Consider the following 23528-nt stretch of genomic DNA (forward strand, 5'->3'; position numbering starts at 1 on the left):
GTCGCGGCGGCCCCCTGTTCGTCCGTTCCGGACGGTCAGCCGACCAGCGCCCGCCAGGTGATCGCGCCCGCGACGCCGTCGACGACCAGCCGGTTGACGCTCTGGAAACTGCGGACGGCACTCGTGGTGACCGACCCGAACTCACCGTCGACGACGAGCCCCGCGCTGCGCTTGTTCAACGCCGTCTGGAGTCCCCTGACGTGGTGTCCGGTGGCGCCCTGCTGCAGCGAGTAGACGAGCTTCGGCCACGTCTTCGGCCCCACGAGACCGTCGGAGACCAGACCACTCGCGCTCTGGAAGCTCTTCACGGCGCTCGTGGTGACCGAACCGAACGAACCGTCGACCACCAGGCCGTGTCCACGCTGGTTCAGCAGGTGCTGGATCACCCGCACGCGCTGTCCGCTCGCGCCGGGATCGATGCTCGGCCATCCTCCGCCGAGGTCGACCCCGCGGGCGGACATGAACGTCACCGGGTTCACCACCGAGCCGAGTCCTCCGGTGTGGGTCTCGAAGTGCAGGTGTGGACCGGTGACGTTGCCCGTGGCTCCCATGTCGCCGATGCGCTGTCCGGCGGACACCTTCTGGTTCAGCGACACCCGGTAGGCGTTGAGATGTCCGTAGTAGGTGTACTGGTTGCCGCCGTGGGAGATGACGATTCCGTTGCCGGTACGACCGGCGAGCCCGCCGCCCCACTCTCGGCGAATCACCGTGCCCGCCGCCGCCGCGTACACGGCCGTGCCGGTGCTGTTGGTGACGTCCTGTCCCGCGTGGGACGCACCACCTCGGGGAGCGCCGAAGTGGCCGCCGTTCGGGAAGTAGCCGAGCGCGGGATTGCACCACGCGCCGTTCCTCGCCGTCGCGGCGTGCGCGGCAGGCAGTCCGAGTCCCAGGACGCCGAGTCCGAGTCCCAGGCCCGCTCCCGCCAGCAGGGCCCGCCGGGACAGTCCGCCGCCACGCGCCCGCGGGCCGGTCAGGTCCACACCATCACACGATTCGCACATGAGTCGCTCCCCGGTTCGTCTCGCCCCCCGCTTCGGTGTCCGGAGTGTACGAATTCCGGAAGTCGGGCAGCCGTCCACGACAGAACTTTGCCGACGCCCTTGACCCGGCTCAGGCAAGGCGGACAATGTGCGCGCGAGGGGGCCGGCGACGGCCAGGTGGACTCGCACCACAGGCTAGTGACGGCGCACCCGCACCACGCTGTCGGTGCGGTGCCCCGGCTCGCCCTCCGGGTCGGGCAACGTGGTCTCGACGAGTTCGGCGACCTCCACGGTCCAGTCCCGTGGGGGAAGGCGCAGCGCGGTGACGACCTCGCTCACGGTCGGGAACCGGTGCTCGAACGGCGGGGAGTCCACCCACGACGGCCACCCGGCGTGGCTGCCGACGAGCAGCACCCCGCCCGGCGCGACAGCGGAGAGCGCCCGGCGCAACACGTCCTCCCGCTCGCCGTCCTCGGCCACCGGCGAGTGCAGGAACTGCGCGGACACCAGGTCGAACGTGCCGTCAGGGAACGACTCGGCCAAATCGTGGCGTTGCCACGTGATTCGGGACTCGACCCCGGCATCGGCCGCGTGGGCCGCGCCCCGGCGCAACGCGACCTCCGACACGTCCACAGCGGTGACCTGCCAGCCGCGGTCGGCCAGCCAGAGCGCGTCGCCACCCTCCCCGCAGCCGAGGTCCAGAGCAGTACCGGGCGACAGGTCCGCCGCATACCGCACGAGCAGGTCGTTGGGCTTCCCGCTCCACACGGCGTCCTTCTCGGCGTAGAAGTCGTCCCAGTACCGGGCCGTGGACCGGTCGTCGGGTTCGTGGCGATGTGACGTCATGTCCCCAGGGTGCCGCGACGGCAGCGACGGCACACGGTCCGGCTCACGACTCGGCGGGGAGGTCGAGCAGGCGGAGGAACGCGGCGGCAGCCGGGCGCGGCTCGGCGCGGCCCCAGACCAGGTACTCGACGCGTTGTGGGGCGCCGGTCACCGGGATCGTGGCGACGCCGCTCAACCCCGGGACGAACGTGGACGGCAGCATCGTCACGCCGAGTCCCCGCCGCACCAGCTCGACCATGAGATCGACCGCCCCGACCTCCAACGCGACCTGCCGATCGATCCCGGCGGCGTCGAAGGCCAGGTCCGCCTGCGCGCGCCCCGCCGAACCGATCGGGAAGTCGACGAAGACCTCCGAGGCGAGCCGACTCAACTCGATCTCCTCGGAACCCGCGAGCGGATGGTCCGGCGCCACCACCGCGACGTGCCGGTCGCGACCGAACTCGTGCACCCGCACTCCCTTCGGTTCGGTGGTGGCCGGAAGTCCGAGGAACGCGAGGTCGAGATCGGCCCGTCTGACCTGCTCGACGAGGTCGGGGCTGCTGCCCACCCTCAGCGACACCCGGACCTGCGGGTGACGCGTCCGGAAGTTTTTGAGCAGGGACGGCAGGTCGACGGCGGCGACGGTGGGGATCACGCCCACGTCCAGTCGCCCGCGTACCTCGCCGAACGCCGCCGCGACGTCCGCCGCCGCCCGCTCGGCGGCGTCGAGACACTGCCGAGCCGCGGGCAGGAACGCCTCACCCGCGGCGGTGAGCCGCACGCGGCGGCTCGTCCGGTCGAACAACCGACCGCCCAGCTCCCGCTCCAGGCGCGCGATCTGGTGACTCAGCGCCGACTGCACCACGTGACACCGCTCGGCGGCGCGGGTGAAGCTCTTCGTCTCCGCCACGGCGAGCACGTACCGCAGCTGCTGCAACTCCATCCATCCATGATTAATCATGATCGATGAGATGACAACGATGTGTTGGACTCATCGATCGACGGTGTCGAGACTGAGTGCCATGACCAGTCAGCTCCTTCCTCCTCCGGCGCGCCCAGGGCAGGTGGGGCGGCTCGCGATCACGGCGATCGCCCCGGTGGTGTGGGGCACGACGTACGTGGTGACCACGGAGTTGCTGCCGCCGAACCATCCGCTCTTCGCCTCTCTGGTCCGCGCGCTTCCCGCCGGTCTGCTCGGACTCGCGCTGGCCCGCACCCTGCCGTGTGGCGTGTGGTGGGTTCGCGCGGCGATTCTCGGGGTCCTCAACATCGGCCTGTTCTTCCCGCTGCTGTTCGTGGCCGCCGAACGACTGCCCGGCGGCGTGGCGGCCACCCTGAGCGCCACGCAACCGGTGATCGTCGTTGGCCTCGCGGTGCTGCTGCTCCGTGAACGCCCGTCGGCCTGGCGGATCGGGTGGGCGGTCGCCGGTGTCGTCGGCGTGGCGATGGTGGTGTTGCGGCCGAACGCGGCGGCGTTCGACCTCGTCGGGGCGCTCGCGGCGCTGGGCAGCGCGGTGAGCATGGCGCTGGGAGTCGTTCTCACCACCCGGTGGGGCCGACCCGACGGCGTGAGTGCCACGGCCTTCGCCTCGTGGCTGTTGACCGCCGGTGGGCTGGTCCTCCTCCCCGTCACACTCGTCGTCGAGGGCGCTCCCCCCTCCGTCGACGGACCCGCCGTCCTCGGCTTCCTCTGGCTGGGGCTCGTCGGTGGACTCCTCGCCTACATGCTGTGGTTTCGCGGGCTCGCCACGCTGCCCGTCACCTCGATCGCGCTGTTGAGCCCGCTCTCGCCGGTCGTCGCCGCACTGCTCGGGGTTCTGGTCCTGCACCAGACGTTGGGAAGCGTGCAACTCGTCGGCTTCGCCCTCGCCCTCGTGTCCGTCACCGCCGGACAGTGGACCCCGCCCGCACGGTCGACGTCGTCGCTCCGCGACGTCGACCCGAACGAGCACGGTCGGCGAGACCGTTCGGGCGAGGCGACGCACAGTCCGTGACCGTGGGTGCGATGCCCGTCCGGGACGACACCGACGGTCGCCCCCGTCACCACGCGACGCCGCCGAGGTGAAGACCACCGGCGTCGCGCGGAAAAAAACGTCGCTGTCACTCGATCGGCCCGGCTAGTCTCGATCGTCGGGGAGTCACGTCGCGGCGTCACGTCCGCTCGACTCCGCCGCACCCCGACCCCACGCGCGACAAGGTTTACCCCTCGTGAACGACAGATCCCAGTCAGAGCTCCCGGCGTCCGACGCCGCTCCCACGACGGCCCGCAGCGGCCCGCTGATCGCGGTCCTGGTCGCCTCGGCGTTCGTGATGATCCTGAACGAGACCATCCTCAGCGTGGCGCTGCGCGACCTGACCCTGGAACTCGGCGTCGCGACGACCACGGTGCAGTGGTTGACCAGCGGCTTCCTGCTCACCATGGCCGTGGTCATCCCGACGACCGGGTTCCTTCTCGAACGCTTCACCCCGCGCCAGATCTTCCTCGCGTCCCTGACGTCGTTCAGCGCCGGAACCCTGCTGTGTGCCCTGGCCCCCGGCTTCGGGGTGCTGCTCGTGGGCAGGCTCGTGCAGGCCTGCGGCACGGCCGTCATGGTGCCGCTGCTCATGACCTCCGTGCTCCGACTCGTCCCGCCGCAACGGCGTGGCTCGATGATGGGCACGATCACCATCGTCATCGCCGTCGCGCCCGCCGTGGGACCCACCATCGGCGGTGCGCTGCTGTCGTCGCTCGGCTGGCGGTGGATGTTCGTGCTCGTCCTCCCGCTCGCCCTGACGGCGCTGGGAGTGGGCGCGAAGTGGTTCCACCTTCACAGCGTGACCAGGGCCGTCCCGCTCGACGTGCTGTCGGTGCTGCTGTCGGCTCTCGGGTTCGGCGGGCTGCTGTTCGGGCTGGCCTCCTTCGACGCCCCGGCGAGCGACGCCGTCGTCCCGCCGTGGGCTTCCGTTGTCGTCGGCGTGGCGGCGCTGGTGGTGTTCACCCTGCGTCAGCTCTCGCTCCAACGCGCCGACCGCGCGCTGCTCGACCTGCGACCGTTCACGCACCGCAGCTTCGTGGTGGGCGTGATCCTGTCCGGACTGTTGTTCATCTGCCTGCTGGGCGTCGGCTCGATCATGCTGCCGCTGTACCTGCAGACGGTTCTGGAAACCACCACCTTCGTCAGTGGACTCGCGGTGCTGCCGGGCGGGTTGATCCTCGGTCTGCTCGGCCGCCCGGTGGGCGCCCTGTACGACCGGCTCGGGCCGCGCCCGCTCGTGATCCCCGGCGCGGTCGCGATGGCGACGGCCCTGTGGCTGTTCACCACGCTCGGACCGACGTCGCCGCTGGAACTCGTGATCGGCATCCACGTCGTGCTGATGGTGGGCCTGTCGTTCATGATGACCCCGCTGATGACCGAGTCGCTGGGCGTGCTGCCCGAGCACCTGCACTCCCACGGCAGCGCGATCCTGTCCACGTTGCAGCAGGTGGCCGGTGCACTGGGGACGGCCGTCTTCGTCACCGTGGCCGCCCTGGGCAGCGCTCCCGAGGCCGTCAGTCCCGACGCCGACGGGCTCCACGCCGCATTCGTCACCGCGGGCGTCATCGCGATCGTCGCCGTGCTGACGGCCCTGTTCGTCCGTCGCAGCACGCCCGCCGACACCCCCGAGTCCCCTTCAGTTCCGGAGGCGGACCCGGCGCGCTGACCGACTCGTCGGTCACCGGCGCCAGGCACTCACCCCGAGCGTGCCCGTGTCTCCCGAATCGAGGTGCAGGCCCTGCGGGAACCGGCCGTCCAGCTCCACGGGCTGCCACGGCCGACCCGCCTCGGGCGCCACCTCGACCGTCTGACCAACCGCCGACGCGCCGCCGCTCGTGTCGGTGTTGCGCCACGCAAGGTGGGTCTCGGCCACATCGCCGGGTTGCAACGTCAGCGGTTCGGGCGGCAGCTCGAACCGATCGATGGTTGCGATGCCCTCCGCGCCGTGTCGTACGCGGACGTCCAACGGCTGCCCCTCGGCGTCGAACACCCGCACGGCCGGATAACCGTCGAGACGGTAGGGCTCTTCGCCGCAGTTGGTGAGCTTCAGGCCGACCACCCGCAGTCCCATCGCCGCGTCCTCGACGCCCACCGTCACCCGCACCCCGCTGGCGGGACAGGTCGGTTCGGTGGGCGGTTCCGGCGGAGCCGAGGACGGCGCGGGTGGTGTCGGCTCGGTGGTGCAGGCGGCCAGGACGAGAGCCACGGACAGGACAGCGAGACGACGTTTCACCCCCTGATCCTGCCCTCGGACCCGCTAGTCTCGATCACCAGGGCGACAACGCCCGTCGACGAACTGGGGAAAGGAGACCGGGTGGCGACCTGGGACGATCTCGTGGCCTACGTCCGGCAGACCTACGACGTGATCCGTGAGGAGGACGACGAGATCCGGGTGCGGCTCACCTACGAAGACCAGCGGACGCAGGACGTGGTGATCGTTCACGAGATCCTGGACCGCAAGGAGGACTGGGTCCAGATCGCGACTCCGTTCGCGCGCGTCGACGAGGTCGACCTGCACGCCGTGTTGACCGAGATCGGCAACACGCTCGTGGTGGGCGGTGCCGTGGTGATGGGTGACTACCTGGTGCTGCGCCACTCACTGCCGCTGCTCAACCTGGACATCAACGAGTTCATCGACCCGCTCGAACTCGTCACCGGCTCCGCCGAGATGTTGGAGGAGCAGTTCACGGGTCGCGACGACTACTGACACCCGCCTCTCGGCCCGGGACGGACCACCGACCCGGGCCGAGGTCGTAAGCTCCCGCCGTGGATCTGTTCACTGCGCACACGCTGCTCGTCGAGCATCCAGGCGGGTTTCGGCGCGCCCTGTGGCGCACGACCTACGACGTGTCGGTCTACGACGAGCACGACCGCCTTCTCGCGACGGTCGTGGAGCGGTCCGGACCGGGCGCGGCGGCGCTGGTGCGTGCCACCGGCTGGTCGGGGCACACGTCGTTCGACCTGCGGGTGGTCTCGTCCGACGGTCACGACCTCCTCGGTATCCGCAAGGGCTTCTCGCTCGGGAACGCCAAGGTCGCCGTCACCGGCGGAACCGGGACCGCACTCGGCTCCCTGACCCGGCACGGTAGGTCGGACGTCGCGCTCACCGACGCCGTGGGCACGCCGCTGGGCACACTCGGCGGCGTCGGGTCGTTGCGCACGGGTGCACTGGCCAAACGCGACGGTCACCGGGTTCGCCGGGACGTCCTCACGCTTCGTCCGGACCTCGGATCCCCCACCCGTGCGCTCGCGATCGCCGCGGCGCTGGCCTGGGACATCGTGCACGGCCGCGGCACCACGCGGCCTTCCGGGTCCGCGTGGCCCGCCGGGTGAACGCGACGCCGCCTCACCAACCGCGGCGCATGATCGAGCCGCCGCCCTCCTCGTCGTCACCCCGAGCCGCACCGATGATGTCGTCCGGGTCCTGTCCCTCGCGCAGCTCCTGGTGAACGCGGGCGAGGTCGGGCAGCGACGCGGCCATGGCCGCCTGCACGCCTTCGTCATCGAGCGCACGGCCCGACGCGATGTCGTCCCACGAGAGTTCCCCGCCCTTGATCCGGGCGACCAGCTCCTTCAGCTCGCGTGGAGCCCGGGGGCTCTCCGCGTGCCGCTCGATGGCAGCGAGGTCTCGTTCGGACAGTCCCGAGGACCGGACCTCCACCCGATTCGCCTCCGAGGCGGCCCGTTCGACCGCGAGGAGTTTCGCGTCGACGTCGGCGACCAGTGCGTCGAGCCGATCCCTGTCGTAGAAGCTCACGAGTTACCTCCCGTGGTGCCGGTGCTCGGGGTGGTCGACGGCGTGGTGGGCGGCGAGGTGGGCGTGGTCGGCGTCGTGGGCGTGGACGTGGAGTACCGTCCGGTCGCCGAGTTCACGGACTTGTTGAGCTTGTAGCCGTTCAGCACGGTGCCGAGCGCACCCGACGTCGCCGCGCTGCGACCGTCGTTGTACTGCTCCTGCCCCTGCTGGTAGGAGTCCACCACGTCGAGCGCGTCGTTGACGTCCCGAATGTCCTTGATCTTCATCAGGGCGGTGCCCATGGAGACGATTCCGTCGACCATGCCCTGCACGCCCTCGATCAACGTCTGGATCGAGATGATGATCTTGCGGATCGCGTCGACGATCTGCACCGCGTCGTAGACCATCCAGACCGCCTTGCCCCATCCCACGACGGGGATCCAGGCGGTCATGGCGGCTTCCATGAGCTTGGTGACGAGCTTGTCGAGCAGCGACAACGCGATGCTCGTGGCCGTGCGGCACGTGCCGGCCATGCTCTTGAAGCGGTCACCGATCACGCGGGCGACCTGGGAGTCCGCCTCGATCGCCAACGCCCACATCGTGTCCATGCGCCTGGCGAAACCGGCCGCGCCGTCACCCTGCCAGTGCTCGCCGAGCTGCTCGACGCCCGCGTCGAGATTGCGCCGCACCGAGTCGAGCGCCTTGGACACCTGGTCCCAGGCGTTGGCATTGGCGTCGATCTTCTCGAAGTCCCCGAGCAGCGGGTTGATGAGCGCCTCGACGAGGTTCTCACCGGTCACCTTCTCGTAGATCCAGTTGACGCCCTGGATCTTCCACCCGGCCTTCTCGATGAGTTCCTTGGTGCTCTGCCGTCCCGGGCGGTCGTCGGCCGCCGCCGAGAGTGCGGCGGACGGGTCCTCGACGTCGGCGTAGGCGGTCACTGCGCACCTCCCATCACCGGAGCGCCGGGCACTGCGTTGAGGCCCTGCTCGATCAGGCCCAGGCTCTCCTGGAAGGCCTGGTCACGCTTCTCATAGGCCTGCGCGGCCTTCTCCAGGCCCTCGGCGTCCTTGGTCAACATCTGGTTGCCGAAGTCGAGCGTCTCGCCGTAGAGATTCGCGACGGTGGTCACCACCGGGACGAGCAGCGACAGCAGGCCGGTGAAGCCGGACGTGTCACCGCCCTTCGACACGGCGTGCTCCTTGATCGTCAGGAAGTGCCCCGCGTTGCGTTTCATGAGTTCCGCATAGCCAACGAGCTCGGCAGGCTCGACCTTGAATCCGTCCGCCACCAGTCCTCCTTCACACGGTGCCGATGGGGCTTCGACGTAGCACCGCACGAGGTGGTTCCGTGGGAACGGTTTTTCCTTCAGCACCCCGCCATGGCGGGTTCGAGGCTGCGGGTCTCGATGTGCACGCCGTCGAGCAGGCGACCGTTCGAGACGGCCACCACGGCGAGGCAGAAGCGCACCCACATGTTGAGTTGCACCTCCTTCGCCAACCGCAGGCGCGAGTACAGCAGGTGCACGAGCCGGTTCGCGGGTCGTGCCCACAACTCGATCGCGAACACGAGCAGGTCACCGTCCTCCGCGGCACGGAACTGCACCTGCCCGGCCTCCAGGTGGCCGCGCAACGTCAACAACCGCAGCGACGTGGCGTCGCGGTGCACGACCCGGACCGGGCCGTTCCACGGTCCCGGCATCTCCACCAGCAGCTCGTCGCCGACCTCCAGTCCCCGGCCGTTCACCCCGTCGGCCCGGACGCCGACGACCTCACGGGGCACGAACCGTCGGAAGTCGCGGACCACCCGGTCGACGAGCTGCTCGGCATCGAGGTCGGCGTCGGCGATCCGCACCTCGAAACGCCGGTGGAAGAACGGGCCGTATCCGTGGACGGCGAGCTGCGCGCGGTCGTCGACGGCGTGCTCGGGCACGGGCGGCGCGCTGTCCCGCTCGTCACCTCGGCACTCGTACCGGTACAGCGGGGTGGTCTCCCAGAGGTAGCGCCAGGTCACGAGCAGCGTGCCCCACAGCCAGCGCGTCACGACGGCGGCCGCCTGCCGAACTCGCTGCATCGGCTCCTCCCGGGTTCGGCAGTTCACTGGTGGGTCGAGGTCCCGTCGGAACGGGTACAGAAACGAGTACCCCCGCCGCGCGCCGATAACGACTCGACGAGGAGAACGCCCATGGTGATCCGACTCCTGCACCGGACGGGACTGCGCAGCACCCACTTCCATACGGCCTCACTGGCCACGATCTCCCTGTGCATCGGCCTGTGGGTGCGCGCCAAGACGGTCGACCAGCGCCAGCGGGGCAACGCGGAGAGACGCGCGCTGTTCGTGGGGCTGTGGCCACCCACGATGTGGCTGATCGGTGAGTCACTGCGGGAGCTGGAGTGACTCCACGCCGTGACTGGGTGTTCGGTCGGCTCGACACCGCGCGAGCGTGGTCGGACCTCGCCGACGCCGACGTCAACTACACGATCACCGAGGTGCGCCGACCGACGTGGAACATCGACACCCACCGCGTCCCGCTGCCCTCGGAGCGACCCGGCGATCCCGAACCGGGCGGCTCCTGGGAGATCGCCCGCGCGTTGGTGCGGGACTACGAGTTCTCGCCGCCGGAGATCGTGCGCGCCGTGTTCGACCCGCGGTCGGACCTGCTCGGACGTGACCTGCTGCTGGAGGCACGGTTCCACCTCATGCACTTCTACTGCGGCGTGCGCATCACCTCGGTGGTCGACGACGAGCGCGGCGACGACCGGGTGTGGGGCTGGGCGTACGAGACCCTCGACGGTCATCTCGAACGAGGCAAGGTGACCTACGAGGTGGTGAAGCACCGACGCACGGGCGGGGTGGAGTTCGTGGCGTCGAGCTACTCACAGGGCGCGCCCACCCTCGGACCGCTCACCTCGCTGGGCTGGCGGTTGTTCGGACGCCGTACCCAGCTTCGGTTCTACCGCCGGTGCGGCGAGCGACTGCGGTCCTTCGTCGAGGCTCGACTGCGAGGCGAGTCCGCCCCGTCGGAGCCGCCGCTGCGGGTCGGCGACCTGGTGGTCGCACCGTCCGACGCCGTGATGCATCGCTGGGACACGCTCGCCCTGCATCGGGTGGCACCCGGCTGAGAATCGCGTCGGACGATCCCGAAAACGGTTTGTGGCATATTTCCCACGCCTACCGACAGTGCACGAGAAACGTGCTACCACTGTCTCGACGAATGTGGTCACGCGACGGAAACGGCGGAACTCTCGTGGGCTTGCAGGGAATCGACGGACGCATCGCTCTGGTCACCGGGGCCGCCCGGGGAATCGGCGCGGCGGTGGCACGCGCGCTGCGTGACAACGGAGCCGTGGTCGCGGCGGCGGATCGCTCCCCCGACGTGCATGCGACCTACGAGGACGTCGAGGGCATCACCGGATTCACCGCCGACGTCACGGATTCGGCCGCGGTCGGCGAACTCGTCGACCACGTCGAGCGCACACTCGGCCCCATCGACGTCCTCGCCAACGTGGCGGGCGTGCTGCAGACCGGACCCGTGACCGAATGCACCGACGGAGAATGGTCGCGCACGTTCGACGTCAATTCCACGGGCGTCTTCACCGTGTCCCGCGAAGTGACGCGGAAAATGGTGTCACGACGGCGCGGTTGTGTGATCACGGTGTCGTCGAACGCAGCGGGAGTGCCACGCAGCGGAATGGCCGCCTACGCCGCGTCGAAGGCCGCCGCGACCATGTTCACGAAATGCCTCGGTCTGGAACTCGCGGAGTACGGAATCCGGTGCAACGTCGTCGCACCGGGATCGACCGACACCCCGATGCAGCGGTCGATGTGGACCGAGCAGGGGCCGGACCCGATCGTTCGCGGGGACCTGGACAGCTACCGCGTCGGCATCCCCCTCGGCCGGATCGCCGATCCCGAGGACGTCGCTGCGGCGGTGGTGTTTCTGGCGTCCGACCAGGCTCGCCACATCACGATGCACGACCTCTACGTGGACGGGGGTGCGACCCTGCGCGCGTGAGCGCCGCGTGGGCGCGCGACGGGTGTTCGCCGGGCAGCCGTAGCGCACCCAGCAGGGCCATGACGCACAGGGAGAGCACACACCAGAACGTGGTGGCGAACGCGCTCGTGGGCGACTCGACGGTGTGCCGCACGTCGAGCAGCACCGCCACCACGGCAGTGCCGATCGCCCCACCGACGTTGTTGAGCAACGCGAACGCACTCGACGCCCGGGGCAGCGCGGCGCGACCGACCGTCGCGAAGACGAGATTCAGCACCGGCGAGGCGATCATGGCGGTACCGAGCCCGCGCACCAGCAGGACCGCCGCGAGGACGCTGTCGGAGAGCGCCCCGAGCTGAGTGAGCGGCACGGTCGCGACGATGACGAGTGCGACACCGGTGACCGCGAGCGTGCGCGGCGCGAGCCGGTCGATGGTCCGGTTCACCACCAGGGAACCGACGAGCGCCCCGACTCCCTGCGGCGCGAGCATGAGCCCGGTGTCCCACGCGCTGAGGCCGCGCCCCGACTGCAGGTACAGCGGCAGCAGGAACATCGTGCCGAACACCGACGCAGCGGCCACGAACAGCGCCAGCGCGGCGGCACGGGTCGGGGGCGTCGCGAACAACCGCAGGTCCAACAACGGGACGCGGTCGCCGCGCAGCGCGTGCCGGGTGAACGCCGCGAGCATGAGCACGCCGAGCGCCAGTGGAGGCACGGTCGAGACGAGGCTGGCCCGGTCGGAGGCCAGCTCCGTGAGACCGAGGACGACCAGCGCGAGCCCCGGCGACAACAGCACCGCGCCGCGCACGTCGAAGCGGGTCGTGGCCCCGGACCGCGGCACGGCCGGGACGAGTCGCCGCGCGAGCAGCAGAGCGGCCAGCCCCACCGGGAGGTTGATCGCGAACAGCCACGGCCAGTCGGCGACGCTCAGGATCGAACCACCGGCGAGCGGGCCGACAACCGGCGCGAGCATGGGGACGATCCCGACGATGCTCATGAGCCGTCCCGTCCGGCTCGGGCCCGCCACCGCCGCGAGCAGAGCCTGCCCGGTGGGCACCAGCAGTCCTCCCCCGAGCCCCTGGACGACCCGGAAGGCCACGAGCGAGCCGATGGAGAAGGCGAGCGCACACGCGGCGGACCCGGCGAGGAACAGCGTCACCGCGCCCAACCACGTGCGGCGCAGTCCGACGCGTTCGCCCAGCCAGCCCGCCGTGGGCGCGGCGGCCACCACCGCGAGCAGGTAGGCGGTGCCTGCCCACTGCACCTCGGTGATCGAGGCGTCGAACTCCCGTCGCAGCTCCCGCAACCCGACGTTGACGACGGTGGCGTCAAGGGAGGCCATGAACGTGCCGAGCACGAGCACCGACGCGATGGCCAGGAGTCGACCGTCGATGCGGTCGGCGGTGTCACGACTCATCGCGTCCTCACCGCACGTTCGCAGCGACCGAGCAACACGGCCACGTCGGCGTCGAGCATCTCGGCGGAGGCGAGCCCGCGCAGCGCCTCCTGCAACGCCAGGGCCAGCGCCTCGGCGTCCGCCTCGGTCAGCGCACCGTGCCGCCGGGCGAGGACGCCGTGCCATCCGCCGTCCTCCGGCACGAGCGTGACGGTCACCGGGTGGTGGGTGAACTCGCGGAAGCGCGTCCCCACCACGCGAAGGCCCTCGGCGGGCTCGGCGAGCGCAGCCGGATCGACGGGGTAGTTCTCGAACACCAGCAGACTGTCGAAGAGCCGCCGCAGTCCCATGACCCGCTCCAGGTCGGACAGCGCGACCGCGTGGTGTCCGTCCAGATCGTGCGCTCGCGACTGCACGGCCGCGAATGCCTCCGCCGTGGTGCCGTCGAGCCGGACCCGCACGGGCACGGTGTTGGCGAGCAGGCCGATGACGTGTTCCACGCCGTCCACGTCGGGGGTCCGGCCGGACACCATGGTGCCGAAGCACACGTCGGTGCGTCCGGACCACACCGCCAGCACGGCCGCCCACGCACCCTGCACGAGCGTGCCCACGGTCAGTCCCCGCTCCGCCGCGCGCTCGGTGAGTCGCGCGACCAACTCCGCGTCGACGTCGAACAGCACGGGAGCGGGGTGTCCGGCACCGGGTTCGAGTTCGGCGCCCACGAGGTAGTCGCCCTCGCCGAGACCCGCCAGTGCACGCTGCCAGACGGTGAGGTCGGCGTCGCGGTCGCGCTCGGCCAGCCAGGACAGGTACCGGGTGAACGGCACGGGCGCGGGCCACGTCGGTGCGGTGCCCGTCGTGCGCGCGGTGTAGGCGGCGAAGATCTCCGCGAGCATCCTCGGTGCGGACCAGCCGTCGGAGAGCACATGGTGGCTGGTCAGCACCAGCTCCGCCCGGTTCGCGGCGCGCCGCACGACGGTGAGCCGGATCGGTGCCCCGGCGGCGAGGTCGAACCGCTCCGCGAAGTCCCGTTCCAGCACGTCCTCGACCGCCCGCTGCTGCTCCTCGCCGACGAGATGCGACAGGTCGACGAGACGGCAGTCCGGTGCGGCGTCGGCGACGAGAACCTGGACGGCGTCGAGCCCCGGCGCGTCGGGGAAGGCGGCACCCAGGTTGGGATGCCGGGCCACCAGATCGGCCACCGCCGCGTGCAACGCCCGCACGTCGATCTCCCCGGGTTCGGCGACGAGCGAGAACGTCGCCTGCACGGTGTACGGATCGCACCCACCGACCGAGGCTCGCGTGTGGTGGAGCATGAGCTGCTGCAGCGGGCTCAACGGCAGGACGTCGACGACGGCGTAGCGGCGTTCCAGCTCCTCCACGGCCGCCTGGTCGAGAGTCACCGAGGGGAAGTCCGACGGCGTGTGCCCGGCACCCGCGAGCAGCTCCGGATCGCCCGCCAGCGCGACGAGCTGCTGGTGGAACTCCTCGCCCAGGGCGGCGACGTCGTCGTCGGTGAACAGCGCGCGCGGCCAGGTGAGCCGGGCTCGCAGCGCGGTGCCGTCGCCGTCGTCCCAGGCCATGGCGTCGACCATGAGCCCGTAGGGCAGTGGCAGGGTCTCCCCTCCCGAGCCGAACGGTGTCGCGCCGGGCGGAGCCTGCCAGGGGATCTCCGTCTTCGGTGCGGCCGGGAACTGGCCCAGATAGTTCCAGCTCACCTGGGGTCGGGGTGCCGCGACGAGGTCGGGTTCCCCTGCCGCGGTGAGGATTCCGTGGCCCAGCCCGTCGCCGTGAGCGCGTAGCTGTTCCTTCACCGCCTTCACCGCGGCAGCCGACGACTCCCCGGGCACCCTCAGGTGGGCGGGGTACACGGCAGTGAACCAGCCGACCGTCCGCGACAGATCCACCTCACCCTCCGGACCGTGGGTGGGCCTGCCGTGACTCTCCAACGCCATCACCAGCTCCGGCGTCCGCTCGCGCCACCGCCCGACGGCCCGCAGGAACGCGGTGAGCAGGACGGCGTCCGGCGTGGTGTGGAATGCCGCCGGAATCGTCGTGAGCAGGGCCCGGGTGAGGTCGGGTGCCACCCGGATCTCGTGATGCACGGCCGTCGCTGCGGTGTCCCGGGCGGGGTCGAGCGCGACGTCCGACAGCGGTGGCGCGTCGAGGCCGTCGACCACTCGCGTCCAGTGCGGCAGTTCCGCGTGCCGCCCCGGCGCCGCCGACCGCAGGGCTCGTGCCCACCCGAGGAACGAGGTGCCGCGCGCGGGAGGGCTCGGAACCGGCGCGCCGGCGACGACCGCGGCGTACAGCTCGGCCAGTTCGTCCACCACGATGCGCCAGGACACGCCGTCGACGAGCAGGTGGTGGGCGAGGAGGACGAGTCTGCCGAGGTCGTCGGCTCCCCGGTCCACCCACATCGCACGCAGCAGCGGCCCGTTCCACAGGTCCAGCGCGGCCCGCGCGTCGGCGAGCCACACGTCGACGCGCTCGCGCACGTCCTCGCCGGGCTGGGCGACGACGTGGGTCAGCACGGCGGCGGCCGTCACCGCGCCGGGCGCGGGAATGCGGAGCACCGGCTCCCCGTCGCCGCGCGCGAGGTGGGCCCGCAGGACGTCGTGGCGGGCGAGCAGCGCGTCGAGCACCTCCCGCCACACCTCGGCCGAGCCACCCGCCGGGACGCACAGTTCGGTCCACTGGCAGAAGTCCCGCGCGGTGTCCACGCCACCCGGCGTGTCGGCGCAGCGTCGGAGCAGGTCGAGCATCACCGGGGTGAGCGGAGCGTCGCCCGTCACGACGGCGGTGGTATCAGCGACAGCAGTGTCGGCGGCGGCGTCCGGTTCGACGCAGCGCGCGGCGATCCCGGCGATCGTGGCGCCGTCGAGGACGTCCCGTGGACGCAGGTGCAGACCGTGGCGACGTGCTCGCGACACCAGTTGCAACGACACGATGCTGTCGCCGCCGATCTCCAAAAACCGGTCGTCCAGCGTCACGTCGTCGGTGCCGACGAGCTCCCGCACGAGGCGCAACAGCACCTCTTCGGCTCGGGTGGCGGGCTCCCGCGCCGGGCGGGCCGGGCCTCGCTCCGGTGCGGGCAGAGCGGCCTCGTCGAGCTTGCCGCCCGGGGTGAGCGGAAGCCGGTCGAGCGCCACGAACGCCGTCGGAACGAGGTGGTCGGGCAGCTCGGTGAGCAGGTCCTCGCGCAGTCGCGCCGGGTCGAACCGCGCGCCCTCGGCCGGGATGACGTAGCCGACGAGCCGACGCTCGCGGTCCTCGCGCACCACAACGGCACAGCCGCGCACGTCCGGATGGCGGCTGAGAGCGGACTCGATCTCTCCCAGCTCGATGCGGAACCCGCGAATCTTGACCTGGCGGTCGGCGCGGCCGACGAACACGAGCTGTCCGTCCGCACGCCAGTACACCAGGTCGCCCGTGCGGTACATCCGCGCGCCGGGAACGCCGACGAACGGGTCGGCCACGAACGCCTGCGCGGTACGCCCCGGCAGCCCGAGGTACCCGCGAGCGAGCTTCGGCCCGCCCAGGTACAGCTCGCCGATCACCCCGACCCCCACGGGCTGCAACGCGTCGTCGAGCACGTAGGCCGTGACGTTGGGGTCGGGCCGTCCGATGGGAGCCGCGCCGGACTCGCCGGGCTGGTAGCGCCAGGTCACCGAGTTGATCGTGACCTCGGTGGGGCCGTAGGCGTTGAACAGCGCGCGTCTGCCCTCGCCCCACCGGCGGGCCAACTCGGGGTCGAGCCGTTCGGCCCCGACGACGAAGAACACGTCGTCGTCGACGGTGCGGTCCTCCGGCATGGCGGCGAGGAACGACGGCAGCAGGTTCACCCCGGTGACCCGGTGCTCGACGATGTAGTCGAGCAGCTCGTCGCCGGGCACCCGGACCTCCTCCGGGGCGACGACGAGCGTCCCGCCGGAGCACAGCGGCACCATCGTCTGCCAGAACGCCACGTCGAAGCTGGTCGACGCGAAGTGCAGGTACCGGTCGTGCTCGGTGACCCCGACGACGTCCTCCTGCAACGACACGAGATCCGGGATTCCCCGGTGGGTCACCGCGACGCCCTTCGGCTTCCCGGTCGTTCCGGAGGTGTAGATGACGTAGGCGAGCGAGTCCTCGGACAGCCCCGCCCTCGCGTGGGCGGGGTCGGTGTCGCGCTCCGGCACGGCCGGGTCGCCCAGCACCTCCGGGGCGTCCACCCGCAGCACCGGGGCGGTGGGGTCACCGGGCACGGCGCCGCCGAGGACGTCGAGGGCGTCGGCGTCGGTGACGAACGCGGCGGGCCGGGCGTCGCCGACCATGTAGGCGAGGCGCTCGGCCGGGTAGTTCGGGTCGAGCGGCAGGTACACCGCACCCGCCTTCAACACGCCGAACAGCGCGACGATCATCTCGACGTCACGGCCGAGCAGCACGCCGACGGGGTCCTCCTGGCCGACACCGGCGGCCAGGAGCGCGTGTGCGAGGCGGTTGGCGAGCCGGTCGAGCTCGGCGTAGGTGAGCCGCCGGTCGCGACACACCACGGCCTCGGCGTCGGGCTTGCGGGCCACCCAGCGCGCGAACTCGGTCAGGAACGCGTCCCGACGTCGGGTCGACGGGCCGGTGCCGAGCCGCAGCATGCGCTCGGTCTCCTCGGTGTCGAGCATCGGCACCCGGCCCACGGGCCGGTCGACGTCCGCGACGATCTCCCGCAGGATCGTGTGCAGCCAGCGGCCGTAGGCGCGCACGGTGTCCTCGTCGAAGACGTGCGGCTGGTAGCCGAGACCGATGGTGATCTCGTCCTCGGGGATCACGACGACCGTCAGCGGGTAGTGGGTGGCGTCGGTGATCCGCACCCCGGCCAACTCCAGCCCCGGCACGACCGGCATCGCGCCGCGCCCGGAGAACGGGAAGTTCTCCATCACCAGCATCGTGTCGAACAGCTCGCCCACACCCACCGCGCGCTGGATGTCCGGCAGGCCGAGGTGGTGGTGTTCGGTGAGGGCCACCGACTCCTCGTGCACGCGCGCCAGCACCTCGCCCACGCGTTGCCGGGGGTCGAACCGCACGCGCACCGGGATGGTGTTGCCGAGCTGGCCGACCATCGACTCCACGCCGTCGACCTCGGCGGGGCGACCCGACACCGGGCAGCCGAAGACGACGTCGCGACGCCGGGTGAGCCTGCCCAGCAACAGCCCCCACGCCGTCTGCAGCACGGTGGTCACCGTGATGCCGTGGTCCCGCGCGAACGCGCGGAGTCGGTCGCTGAAGTCCTCGCCGAGGTCGACCGTGACGCGTTCCGGCCGGTCGAGGCGAGGTCGTGCGGTGGCCGGGGCGAGCCGGGTTCCCTCGTCGACCCCGGCGAGGGCCTCCCGCCAGGCCGTGAGTGCGGCGTCGCGGTCGCGCTCGGCCAGCCACTGGTGGTAGGCCGACAGCGGCGGCGGGGCGGGCACGGCCGGACCTCCGCCCAGCTCGGCGTAGAGGCCGAGCAGGGTGCGCCCGACGAGCGGCATCGACCAACCGTCGAGCAGGGCGTGGTGATTGGTCAACACCAACCGGTGTTCCCGGGGCCCGAGCGTGCACAGGCGGAACCGCAGCAGCGGTGGGACCTCCGGGTCGAACGGACGGTCCAGTTCGGACCGGCACGAGGCGGCGAAGCTCGCCTCGACGTCCTGCTCGGCCGGCAGGTCCTCGACCATCCAGTCGAGCGTCACCTCCGCGGGCACGACCTGCACGGTCTCCCCGGCGGCGGTGGTCGCGAGGTGGACACGCAGTGCGGGCTGCCGCCGCAGCAGCTCGCGGGCGGCGTCGGCCAACCGCTCCCGGTCGAGCTCACCGCTCAAGGACAGCACGGCCTGCACCACGTAGACGTCGGTGTCGTCGGTGTCGCGCGTCAGGGTGTGGAACGACAGGCCGACCTGCAACGGTGTCGCGTGGAACACCTCGACGACGCGCCCCCGGCGTTCGAGGGCGTCGATGTCGGACTGCTCCAGCCGCACCAGCGGCAGGTCCGACGGGGTCAGCCCGCCGCCGTCGGGGCCGAGGCGCGCGGCGTGGGTCGCGAGCGCGGTCAACGCGGACTGCCACGCCTGCTGCAACTCCCGCACCGCGGTCTCGTCGAGCAGCCGTCGCGCCGCCGTCCACTCGACGGCCAGCCGTGGTGACGGGCCGTCCTCGTGCACGAAGCAGTTGAGCGCGAGCACCTGCTCCAGCGCCTTGGCCTCGGGTTCCACCACGGCGAAGGCGTCGCCGGAGGGCAATGTCCAGTCGCCGTCCTCGGGCGAGGTGAACCGGCCGAGGTAGTTCAGCACCACCTCGGGGGCGCTTCCCAGCTCGCCCGCGGTGTCGGTGTCGAGGTGACGCAACACGCCGTAGCCGATGCCCGACCCCGGCACGGCACGGCGCGCTTCCTTCACCGCGCGCAGGAGCCGGCCCGCCGCGTCGCCTCCGGCGAGCGCGTCCCGCAGGTCGGCGTCGGTGTGGATTGCGTCGGCCGGGACGCGCACCGGGAACTCGCTGGTGAACCACCCCACCGTGCGGGAGAGGTCGGCTCCGGGCTCCTGCGCGTCACGTCCGTGGCGCTCCACGGTGATCGACAGGGCGTCCCGCGCGCCCCGCCACGAGCGCAGGGCCAACGCGAGCGCCGCGAGCAACACCTCGTCGGGGCCGGCCCGGTACGCGGCGGGCAAGGCCGTGAGGACGGCGTCCGACGCCGTGCAATCGGCGACCGTCACCGAACGCTGAGCAGTGGCGGCAGTGTCGAGGGCCGGGTCGAGCGGCGCGCACCCCAACGGTCGGCACGCCGGGTCCGCCGCCGCTCGCCAATGGTCCAGTTCGGACCGTCGGGCTCCGGTGCGGCCCTGCTCGGCCAGCACCGTGGCGTGGCGACGCCACGACGTTCCCGGTGTGCCCGACGGCAGCGCGGCGGGCCGCCCCTCACGGGCGGCCAGGCAGGCCTCCCGCAGGTCGGGCACCAGCACACGCCAGGACACCCCGTCCACCACCAGGTGGTGAGCGAGCACGAGCACGCGCATGGCCCCCGGGGCGAGGACGAGCGCGACGCGGAGCACGGCGCCGGTGGACGGGTCGAGGTCGGCGGCGAGTCGATCGGCGAGAGTGGCCAGTGCGTCGTCGGTGCACTCGGCGAGGTCGACCTGCTCGACCATCGCCGAGGCGTCCACCGCGTCGGCGGGCAGCACCTCCAGTTCGGCCGACGGCGCCCAGCGCAGCCGCAGCGCGGCGTGCCGGTCCAGCACGGTCCGCACGCCCGCCACCAGCTCGCCGACCGTAGGCGGCGAGGTCACCGTCACCGCCGTCCACTGCGCGTAGCCCGCCACCGCACTCGGGTCGTCGTGCGCGTCGAACAGGGCGCGCACGATCGGCGGGGCCGGGACCGGTCCCACCGGTTCGTCCACCACCGTCGCGGTTTCGTCGGTGCGCTCCACCAACCGCCGCGCGAGCGTGCCGAGGTCACGACGCGCCAGCAGATCGCGGGGGCGCAACTCGAACCCGGCCGCGCGCAACCGGCTGCTCACCGTGATGGCCGAGATGCTGTCGCCACCGAAGGAGAAGAAGTCGTCGTCGGGACCGACCTCGTCGAGTCCGAACACCTCGGCGACGACGCGGCACAGGACGCGCTCGCGTTCGGTGGCCGGAGGCCGACCGCCGCGCGCCGTGCGCGGCACGGGCAGCGCGGCCCGGTCGAGCTTGCCGTTGACGGTCCGCGGCAACGCGTCCAGCACGACGACGGCCGCGGGCACGAGATGGTCGGGAAGCCGGTCGGCGAGAGCCTCGCGCACGGCGTCCGGGGCGAGGTCTGCGCCGCGTTCGGCCACGACGTATCCGACCAATCGAGGCGAGCCGGTCTCGTGGCGCACCACCGCGGCGGCGGCACTGACCTCGGGCAGCGCGCCGAGCGCGGCCTCCACCTCACCGAGTTCCACCCGGTGACCGCGAATTTTCACTTGACCGTCGGCGCGGCCGAGGTAGAGGAACCCCCGGCCCGGTGCCCAGCGGGCGAGGTCGCCGGTGCGGTACATCCGCGCACCCGGCTCGGGTGCGAAGGGATCGGCGACGAAGCGTTCGGCGGTCACCCCGGGCCGGTTCAGATAGCCACGAGCGAGTTGCGGACCGGCCAGGTACAGCTCACCGACGCCCCCGGGCCCCACCGGCTGCAACGCGGTGTCGAGCAGGTAGACGCGCACCCCGGCGAGCGGGTGGCCGATCACGGGCTCGTCCCCGTCGAGTACGGCGCCAATACTGTCCACTGTGGCCTCGGTGGGGCCGTACATGTTGCGGGCCCGCACCCCGGAGGCGACGACTCGACGCCACAGCGCGGGCGGCGTGGCTTCCCCGCCGAGGATCAACAACGACAACGGATGTGCGCCGTCGAGCAGCCCGGCGTCGACGAGCGGTGCTGCCAACGACGGCGTGGTGTCCACGACGTCGATGCGGTCGGCGGCGTAGGCGGCCAGCAACGCGTCGACGTCCTTGGCCACCTCGACGTCGTAGACGTGCAGCTCGTGCCCGCAGAGCAGCCACGAGAGCTGGTCGAGCGACGAGTCGAAGGCGAACGAGTACGTGTGCGCGACCCGCAGCCGACGGCCCCGCGCGGTCTCGGCGACGAGCGTCGACCGGTGGTGATGCAGCAGCGCCCGCAACGCGGCCACCGGCACCTGCACGCCCTTGGGCGTTCCCGTCGACCCGGAGGTGTAGATGACGTAGGCGAGGTGCTCTCCCCAGCGAGGCTCGGACAGTTCGTGCTCGGCGAGCGGTCCCTCCGGCAGGTTCGAGCACTCGGCGACGAACCCGGGATCGTCGAGGTCCAATCGGGGCACGGACGCGGTCGGCAAGGCGTCATCGCGCGTGGTGAGCAGCAGCGCGGGCCGGGCGTCGGCCGTCAGCGCGCGCAGGCGCTCCACCGGGTGTTCCGGATCGAGCGGCAGGAACGCGGCACCGGCGTCGAGCACGGCGAGCAACGCCACCACCATGTCGACCGAACGCGGCAAGGCCAGCGCCACGACGTCCTCGGCCCCGACACCCCGGGCTCGCAGGGCACGGGCGAGTCGGTGCACGCGCGCGGCGAGGTCGGCGTAGCTCAGGCGGCTGTCGCCGTGCACGAGCGCGGTGGCGTCCCCGCACGTCGTGGCCAGCTCGTCGAGGAGCGCGCCGGGGTCCAGCGGAGTGCCGGCCGGTGCGGGTGGGGTCCACGCGTCGAGGAGGTTCCGCCGTCGCTGCGGGGTGAGCAGCTCCACCTGGCCGACGGCGGGTCGGGCGGCGCCCGGCAGCTCGGTGAGCAGGCGGTGCATCGCGGCCAGCCGTTCGTCGACGGCCTCCTGGTCGTGAGTCGCCGCGTCCACTTCGAATCCGAGCAGCAGCCCCCCGTCGCGGGTGGGCAACACGCTGAGTCCCATGTCCTCCGGCGGGCCGCCCGCGACGTTGCGCATGGTTCCGGTGGCCCCGGCGAAGTCGAGGGCGAGGTCGAAAGCCTTGAGGTTGACCCCACACCCGTGCAGCAGCGCCCCGGCGCCGGGAACCGCCAGGTCGCGCGGCAGGTCCTCACCGCGGTACCGCTGGTGGGCACGCAGCTCCCGCATCGCCTGTGCGACGCGGGGAGCCAGTACGTCGAGCCGATCGCCGCTGCGCACCTCGACCCGAAGCGGCAGCACGTTCACCGCCATGCCGGGCGTGCGCAGTTCCGCCGCGCTCGTGCGGCACATCAGCGGCAGCGCGAACACCACGTCGGTGTGTCCCAGCACGCGGTGCAGGAAGGCCGCGTAACTCGCCAGCACCACGTCGCCCCAGGTGACGTTCAGCTCGTCGGCGAACTTCCGCAGGAGACCGAACTCCTCCGCCGACACCACCGTCTCGGCCGACACGGTGGCGCTCGGCGCGCCGGAGGCACCGGAGGTCCACTCCCCGACCTCGGGCAGCGGCGTGAGCCGATCGACCCAGTAGGCGCGATCCCGCTCGGGGCGGTCGCTGTCCCGGTACTCGCGATCGGCGCGCACGAACTCGGCGAACGGACTGAACGACGAGGGCGGCGGGTCCTCACCCCGCACGGCGGCCGTGTAGCGGGCAGCGGTACGGCGCGCGAGCATTGCCGCGCTGTAGCCGTCGAAGAGCAGGTGGTGGCCGAGCTGGGTGTACCAGACCTCGCACTCGGACAGCCGGATGATCACCTGGGAGAAGAGCGGACGGTCGACCATGCCCCGGCAGGCCTCCGCGGTGGCGAACCGCTCGCGCCGCACCAACGCCTCCGCCGCCGCCATCGGGTCGACCTCACCGCTGACGTCGAACACCCGGGGCTCGGCCACCGGGTCGTCGCAGACCCACTGCCGCGGGCCGTCGGGAGTCTCGGCGAACCGCAGCCGCAACGACTCTGCGTCACCGACCGTTCCCACCATCGCCTCGGCGAGGCGGGCGAGGTCGACGGGCTCGGACCCACGGATCTGGACCACGTCGCCGACGACGTAGTACGGCGACTCCGGCTCCAGGCGCTGTGCGTTCCAGATGCCGAGCTGCGCGCTGGTCAGCGCGAAGACCGTGGCCGTGCGCGCGGGTTCCTCGACCGTGCTCACTCTTCACTCCC

General features: G+C 71.7%; 17 protein-coding genes. 7 read left to right on the top strand and 10 right to left on the bottom strand.

The window, feature by feature from the left end; genetic code table 11:
* Positions 1–35: 35 nt before the first annotated feature.
* The 3 genes from JAV51_RS07230 to JAV51_RS07240 all read right to left on the bottom strand — a co-directional run bounded on the left by JAV51_RS07230 (position 36) and on the right by JAV51_RS07240 (position 2748).
* The gene (locus JAV51_RS07230; protein WP_197319873.1) at positions 36–1001 is read right to left on the bottom strand and encodes a peptidoglycan-binding protein; all 966 of its coding nucleotides are present in this window, start codon (positions 999–1001) and stop codon (positions 36–38) included.
* A gap of 174 nt (positions 1002–1175) precedes the next feature.
* Positions 1176–1826: a cyclopropane-fatty-acyl-phospholipid synthase family protein gene (locus JAV51_RS07235; protein ID WP_197319874.1), complete on the bottom strand. Its 651-nt coding sequence runs from the start codon at positions 1824–1826 to the stop codon at positions 1176–1178.
* Positions 1827–1869: 43 nt separating this feature from the next.
* Positions 1870–2748 carry a LysR family transcriptional regulator gene (locus tag JAV51_RS07240; protein ID WP_197319875.1) on the bottom strand — a complete coding sequence of 293 codons (879 nt, stop codon included), beginning with the start codon at positions 2746–2748 and terminating at the stop codon, positions 1870–1872.
* A gap of 79 nt (positions 2749–2827) precedes the next feature.
* Between JAV51_RS07240 and JAV51_RS07245 the strand changes: the two genes are divergently transcribed.
* Positions 2828–3799 carry an EamA family transporter gene (locus JAV51_RS07245; protein ID WP_197319876.1) on the top strand — a complete coding sequence of 324 codons (972 nt, stop codon included), beginning with the start codon at positions 2828–2830 and terminating at the stop codon, positions 3797–3799.
* Between the two features lie 214 nt (positions 3800–4013).
* Positions 4014–5486, top strand: coding sequence for an MDR family MFS transporter (locus JAV51_RS07250; RefSeq protein WP_197319877.1), 1473 nt, complete (start codon positions 4014–4016; stop codon positions 5484–5486).
* Between the two features lie 12 nt (positions 5487–5498).
* Here JAV51_RS07250 and JAV51_RS07255 read toward each other — a convergent pair whose 3' ends face one another.
* Positions 5499–6053, bottom strand: coding sequence for a DUF4232 domain-containing protein (locus JAV51_RS07255; protein WP_197319878.1), 555 nt, complete (start codon positions 6051–6053; stop codon positions 5499–5501).
* An 81-nt stretch (positions 6054–6134) separates the two neighbouring features.
* Between JAV51_RS07255 and JAV51_RS07260 the strand changes: the two genes are divergently transcribed.
* Together JAV51_RS07260 and JAV51_RS07265 are read left to right on the top strand one after the other, a co-directional pair.
* Positions 6135–6527 (top strand): hypothetical protein, encoded by a 393-nt coding sequence (locus tag JAV51_RS07260; protein ID WP_197319879.1) that lies wholly within the window; start codon positions 6135–6137, stop codon positions 6525–6527.
* A 59-nt stretch (positions 6528–6586) separates the two neighbouring features.
* On the top strand, positions 6587–7153 hold the full coding sequence (locus JAV51_RS07265) for a hypothetical protein (protein ID WP_197319880.1): 567 nt from the start codon (positions 6587–6589) through the stop codon (positions 7151–7153).
* A 13-nt stretch (positions 7154–7166) separates the two neighbouring features.
* On the opposite strand, the gene JAV51_RS07270 is transcribed toward JAV51_RS07265, so the two are convergent.
* The 4 genes from JAV51_RS07270 to JAV51_RS07285 all read right to left on the bottom strand — a co-directional run bounded on the left by JAV51_RS07270 (position 7167) and on the right by JAV51_RS07285 (position 9629).
* Positions 7167–7577, bottom strand: coding sequence for a hypothetical protein (locus JAV51_RS07270; protein WP_197319881.1), 411 nt, complete (start codon positions 7575–7577; stop codon positions 7167–7169).
* Positions 7574–8497: a WXG100 family type VII secretion target gene (locus JAV51_RS07275; RefSeq protein ID WP_197319882.1), complete on the bottom strand. Its 924-nt coding sequence runs from the start codon at positions 8495–8497 to the stop codon at positions 7574–7576. Before JAV51_RS07275 ends, JAV51_RS07270 begins: the two co-directional genes overlap by 4 nt.
* Positions 8494–8847 carry a hypothetical protein gene (locus tag JAV51_RS07280; protein ID WP_197319883.1) on the bottom strand — a complete coding sequence of 118 codons (354 nt, stop codon included), beginning with the start codon at positions 8845–8847 and terminating at the stop codon, positions 8494–8496. The genes JAV51_RS07275 and JAV51_RS07280 overlap by 4 nt, the downstream gene beginning before the upstream one ends.
* Positions 8848–8924: 77 nt before the next feature.
* Positions 8925–9629, bottom strand: a complete 705-nt coding sequence (locus JAV51_RS07285) for a DUF1990 family protein (protein ID WP_197319884.1) — start codon at positions 9627–9629, stop codon at positions 8925–8927.
* Positions 9630–9740: 111 nt separating this feature from the next.
* Between JAV51_RS07285 and JAV51_RS07290 the strand changes: the two genes are divergently transcribed.
* From JAV51_RS07290 to JAV51_RS07300, 3 genes are all read left to right on the top strand, one after another.
* Entirely contained in the window at positions 9741–9953 is a 213-nt protein-coding gene (locus JAV51_RS07290; protein WP_197319885.1) for a hypothetical protein, read from the top strand.
* Positions 9950–10678, top strand: a complete 729-nt coding sequence (locus JAV51_RS07295; RefSeq protein WP_197319886.1) for a DUF1990 family protein — start codon at positions 9950–9952, stop codon at positions 10676–10678. The genes JAV51_RS07290 and JAV51_RS07295 overlap by 4 nt, the downstream gene beginning before the upstream one ends.
* A gap of 125 nt (positions 10679–10803) precedes the next feature.
* The gene (locus JAV51_RS07300) at positions 10804–11571 is read left to right on the top strand and encodes a 2,3-dihydro-2,3-dihydroxybenzoate dehydrogenase (protein ID WP_197319887.1); all 768 of its coding nucleotides are present in this window, start codon (positions 10804–10806) and stop codon (positions 11569–11571) included.
* On the opposite strand, the gene JAV51_RS07305 is transcribed toward JAV51_RS07300, so the two are convergent.
* Positions 11522–12967, bottom strand: coding sequence for a DHA2 family efflux MFS transporter permease subunit (locus tag JAV51_RS07305; protein ID WP_197319888.1), 1446 nt, complete (start codon positions 12965–12967; stop codon positions 11522–11524). The two genes, JAV51_RS07300 and JAV51_RS07305, sit on opposite strands and share 50 nt — an antisense overlap.
* Positions 12964–23517: a non-ribosomal peptide synthetase gene (locus JAV51_RS07310; RefSeq protein ID WP_197319889.1), complete on the bottom strand. Its 10554-nt coding sequence runs from the start codon at positions 23515–23517 to the stop codon at positions 12964–12966. Before JAV51_RS07310 ends, JAV51_RS07305 begins: the two co-directional genes overlap by 4 nt.
* Positions 23518–23528: the final 11 nt, after the last annotated feature.

The sequence above is a fragment of the Saccharomonospora sp. NB11 genome, from assembly GCF_015910535.1.
Taxonomy (GTDB): Bacteria; Actinomycetota; Actinomycetes; order Mycobacteriales; family Pseudonocardiaceae; genus Saccharomonospora.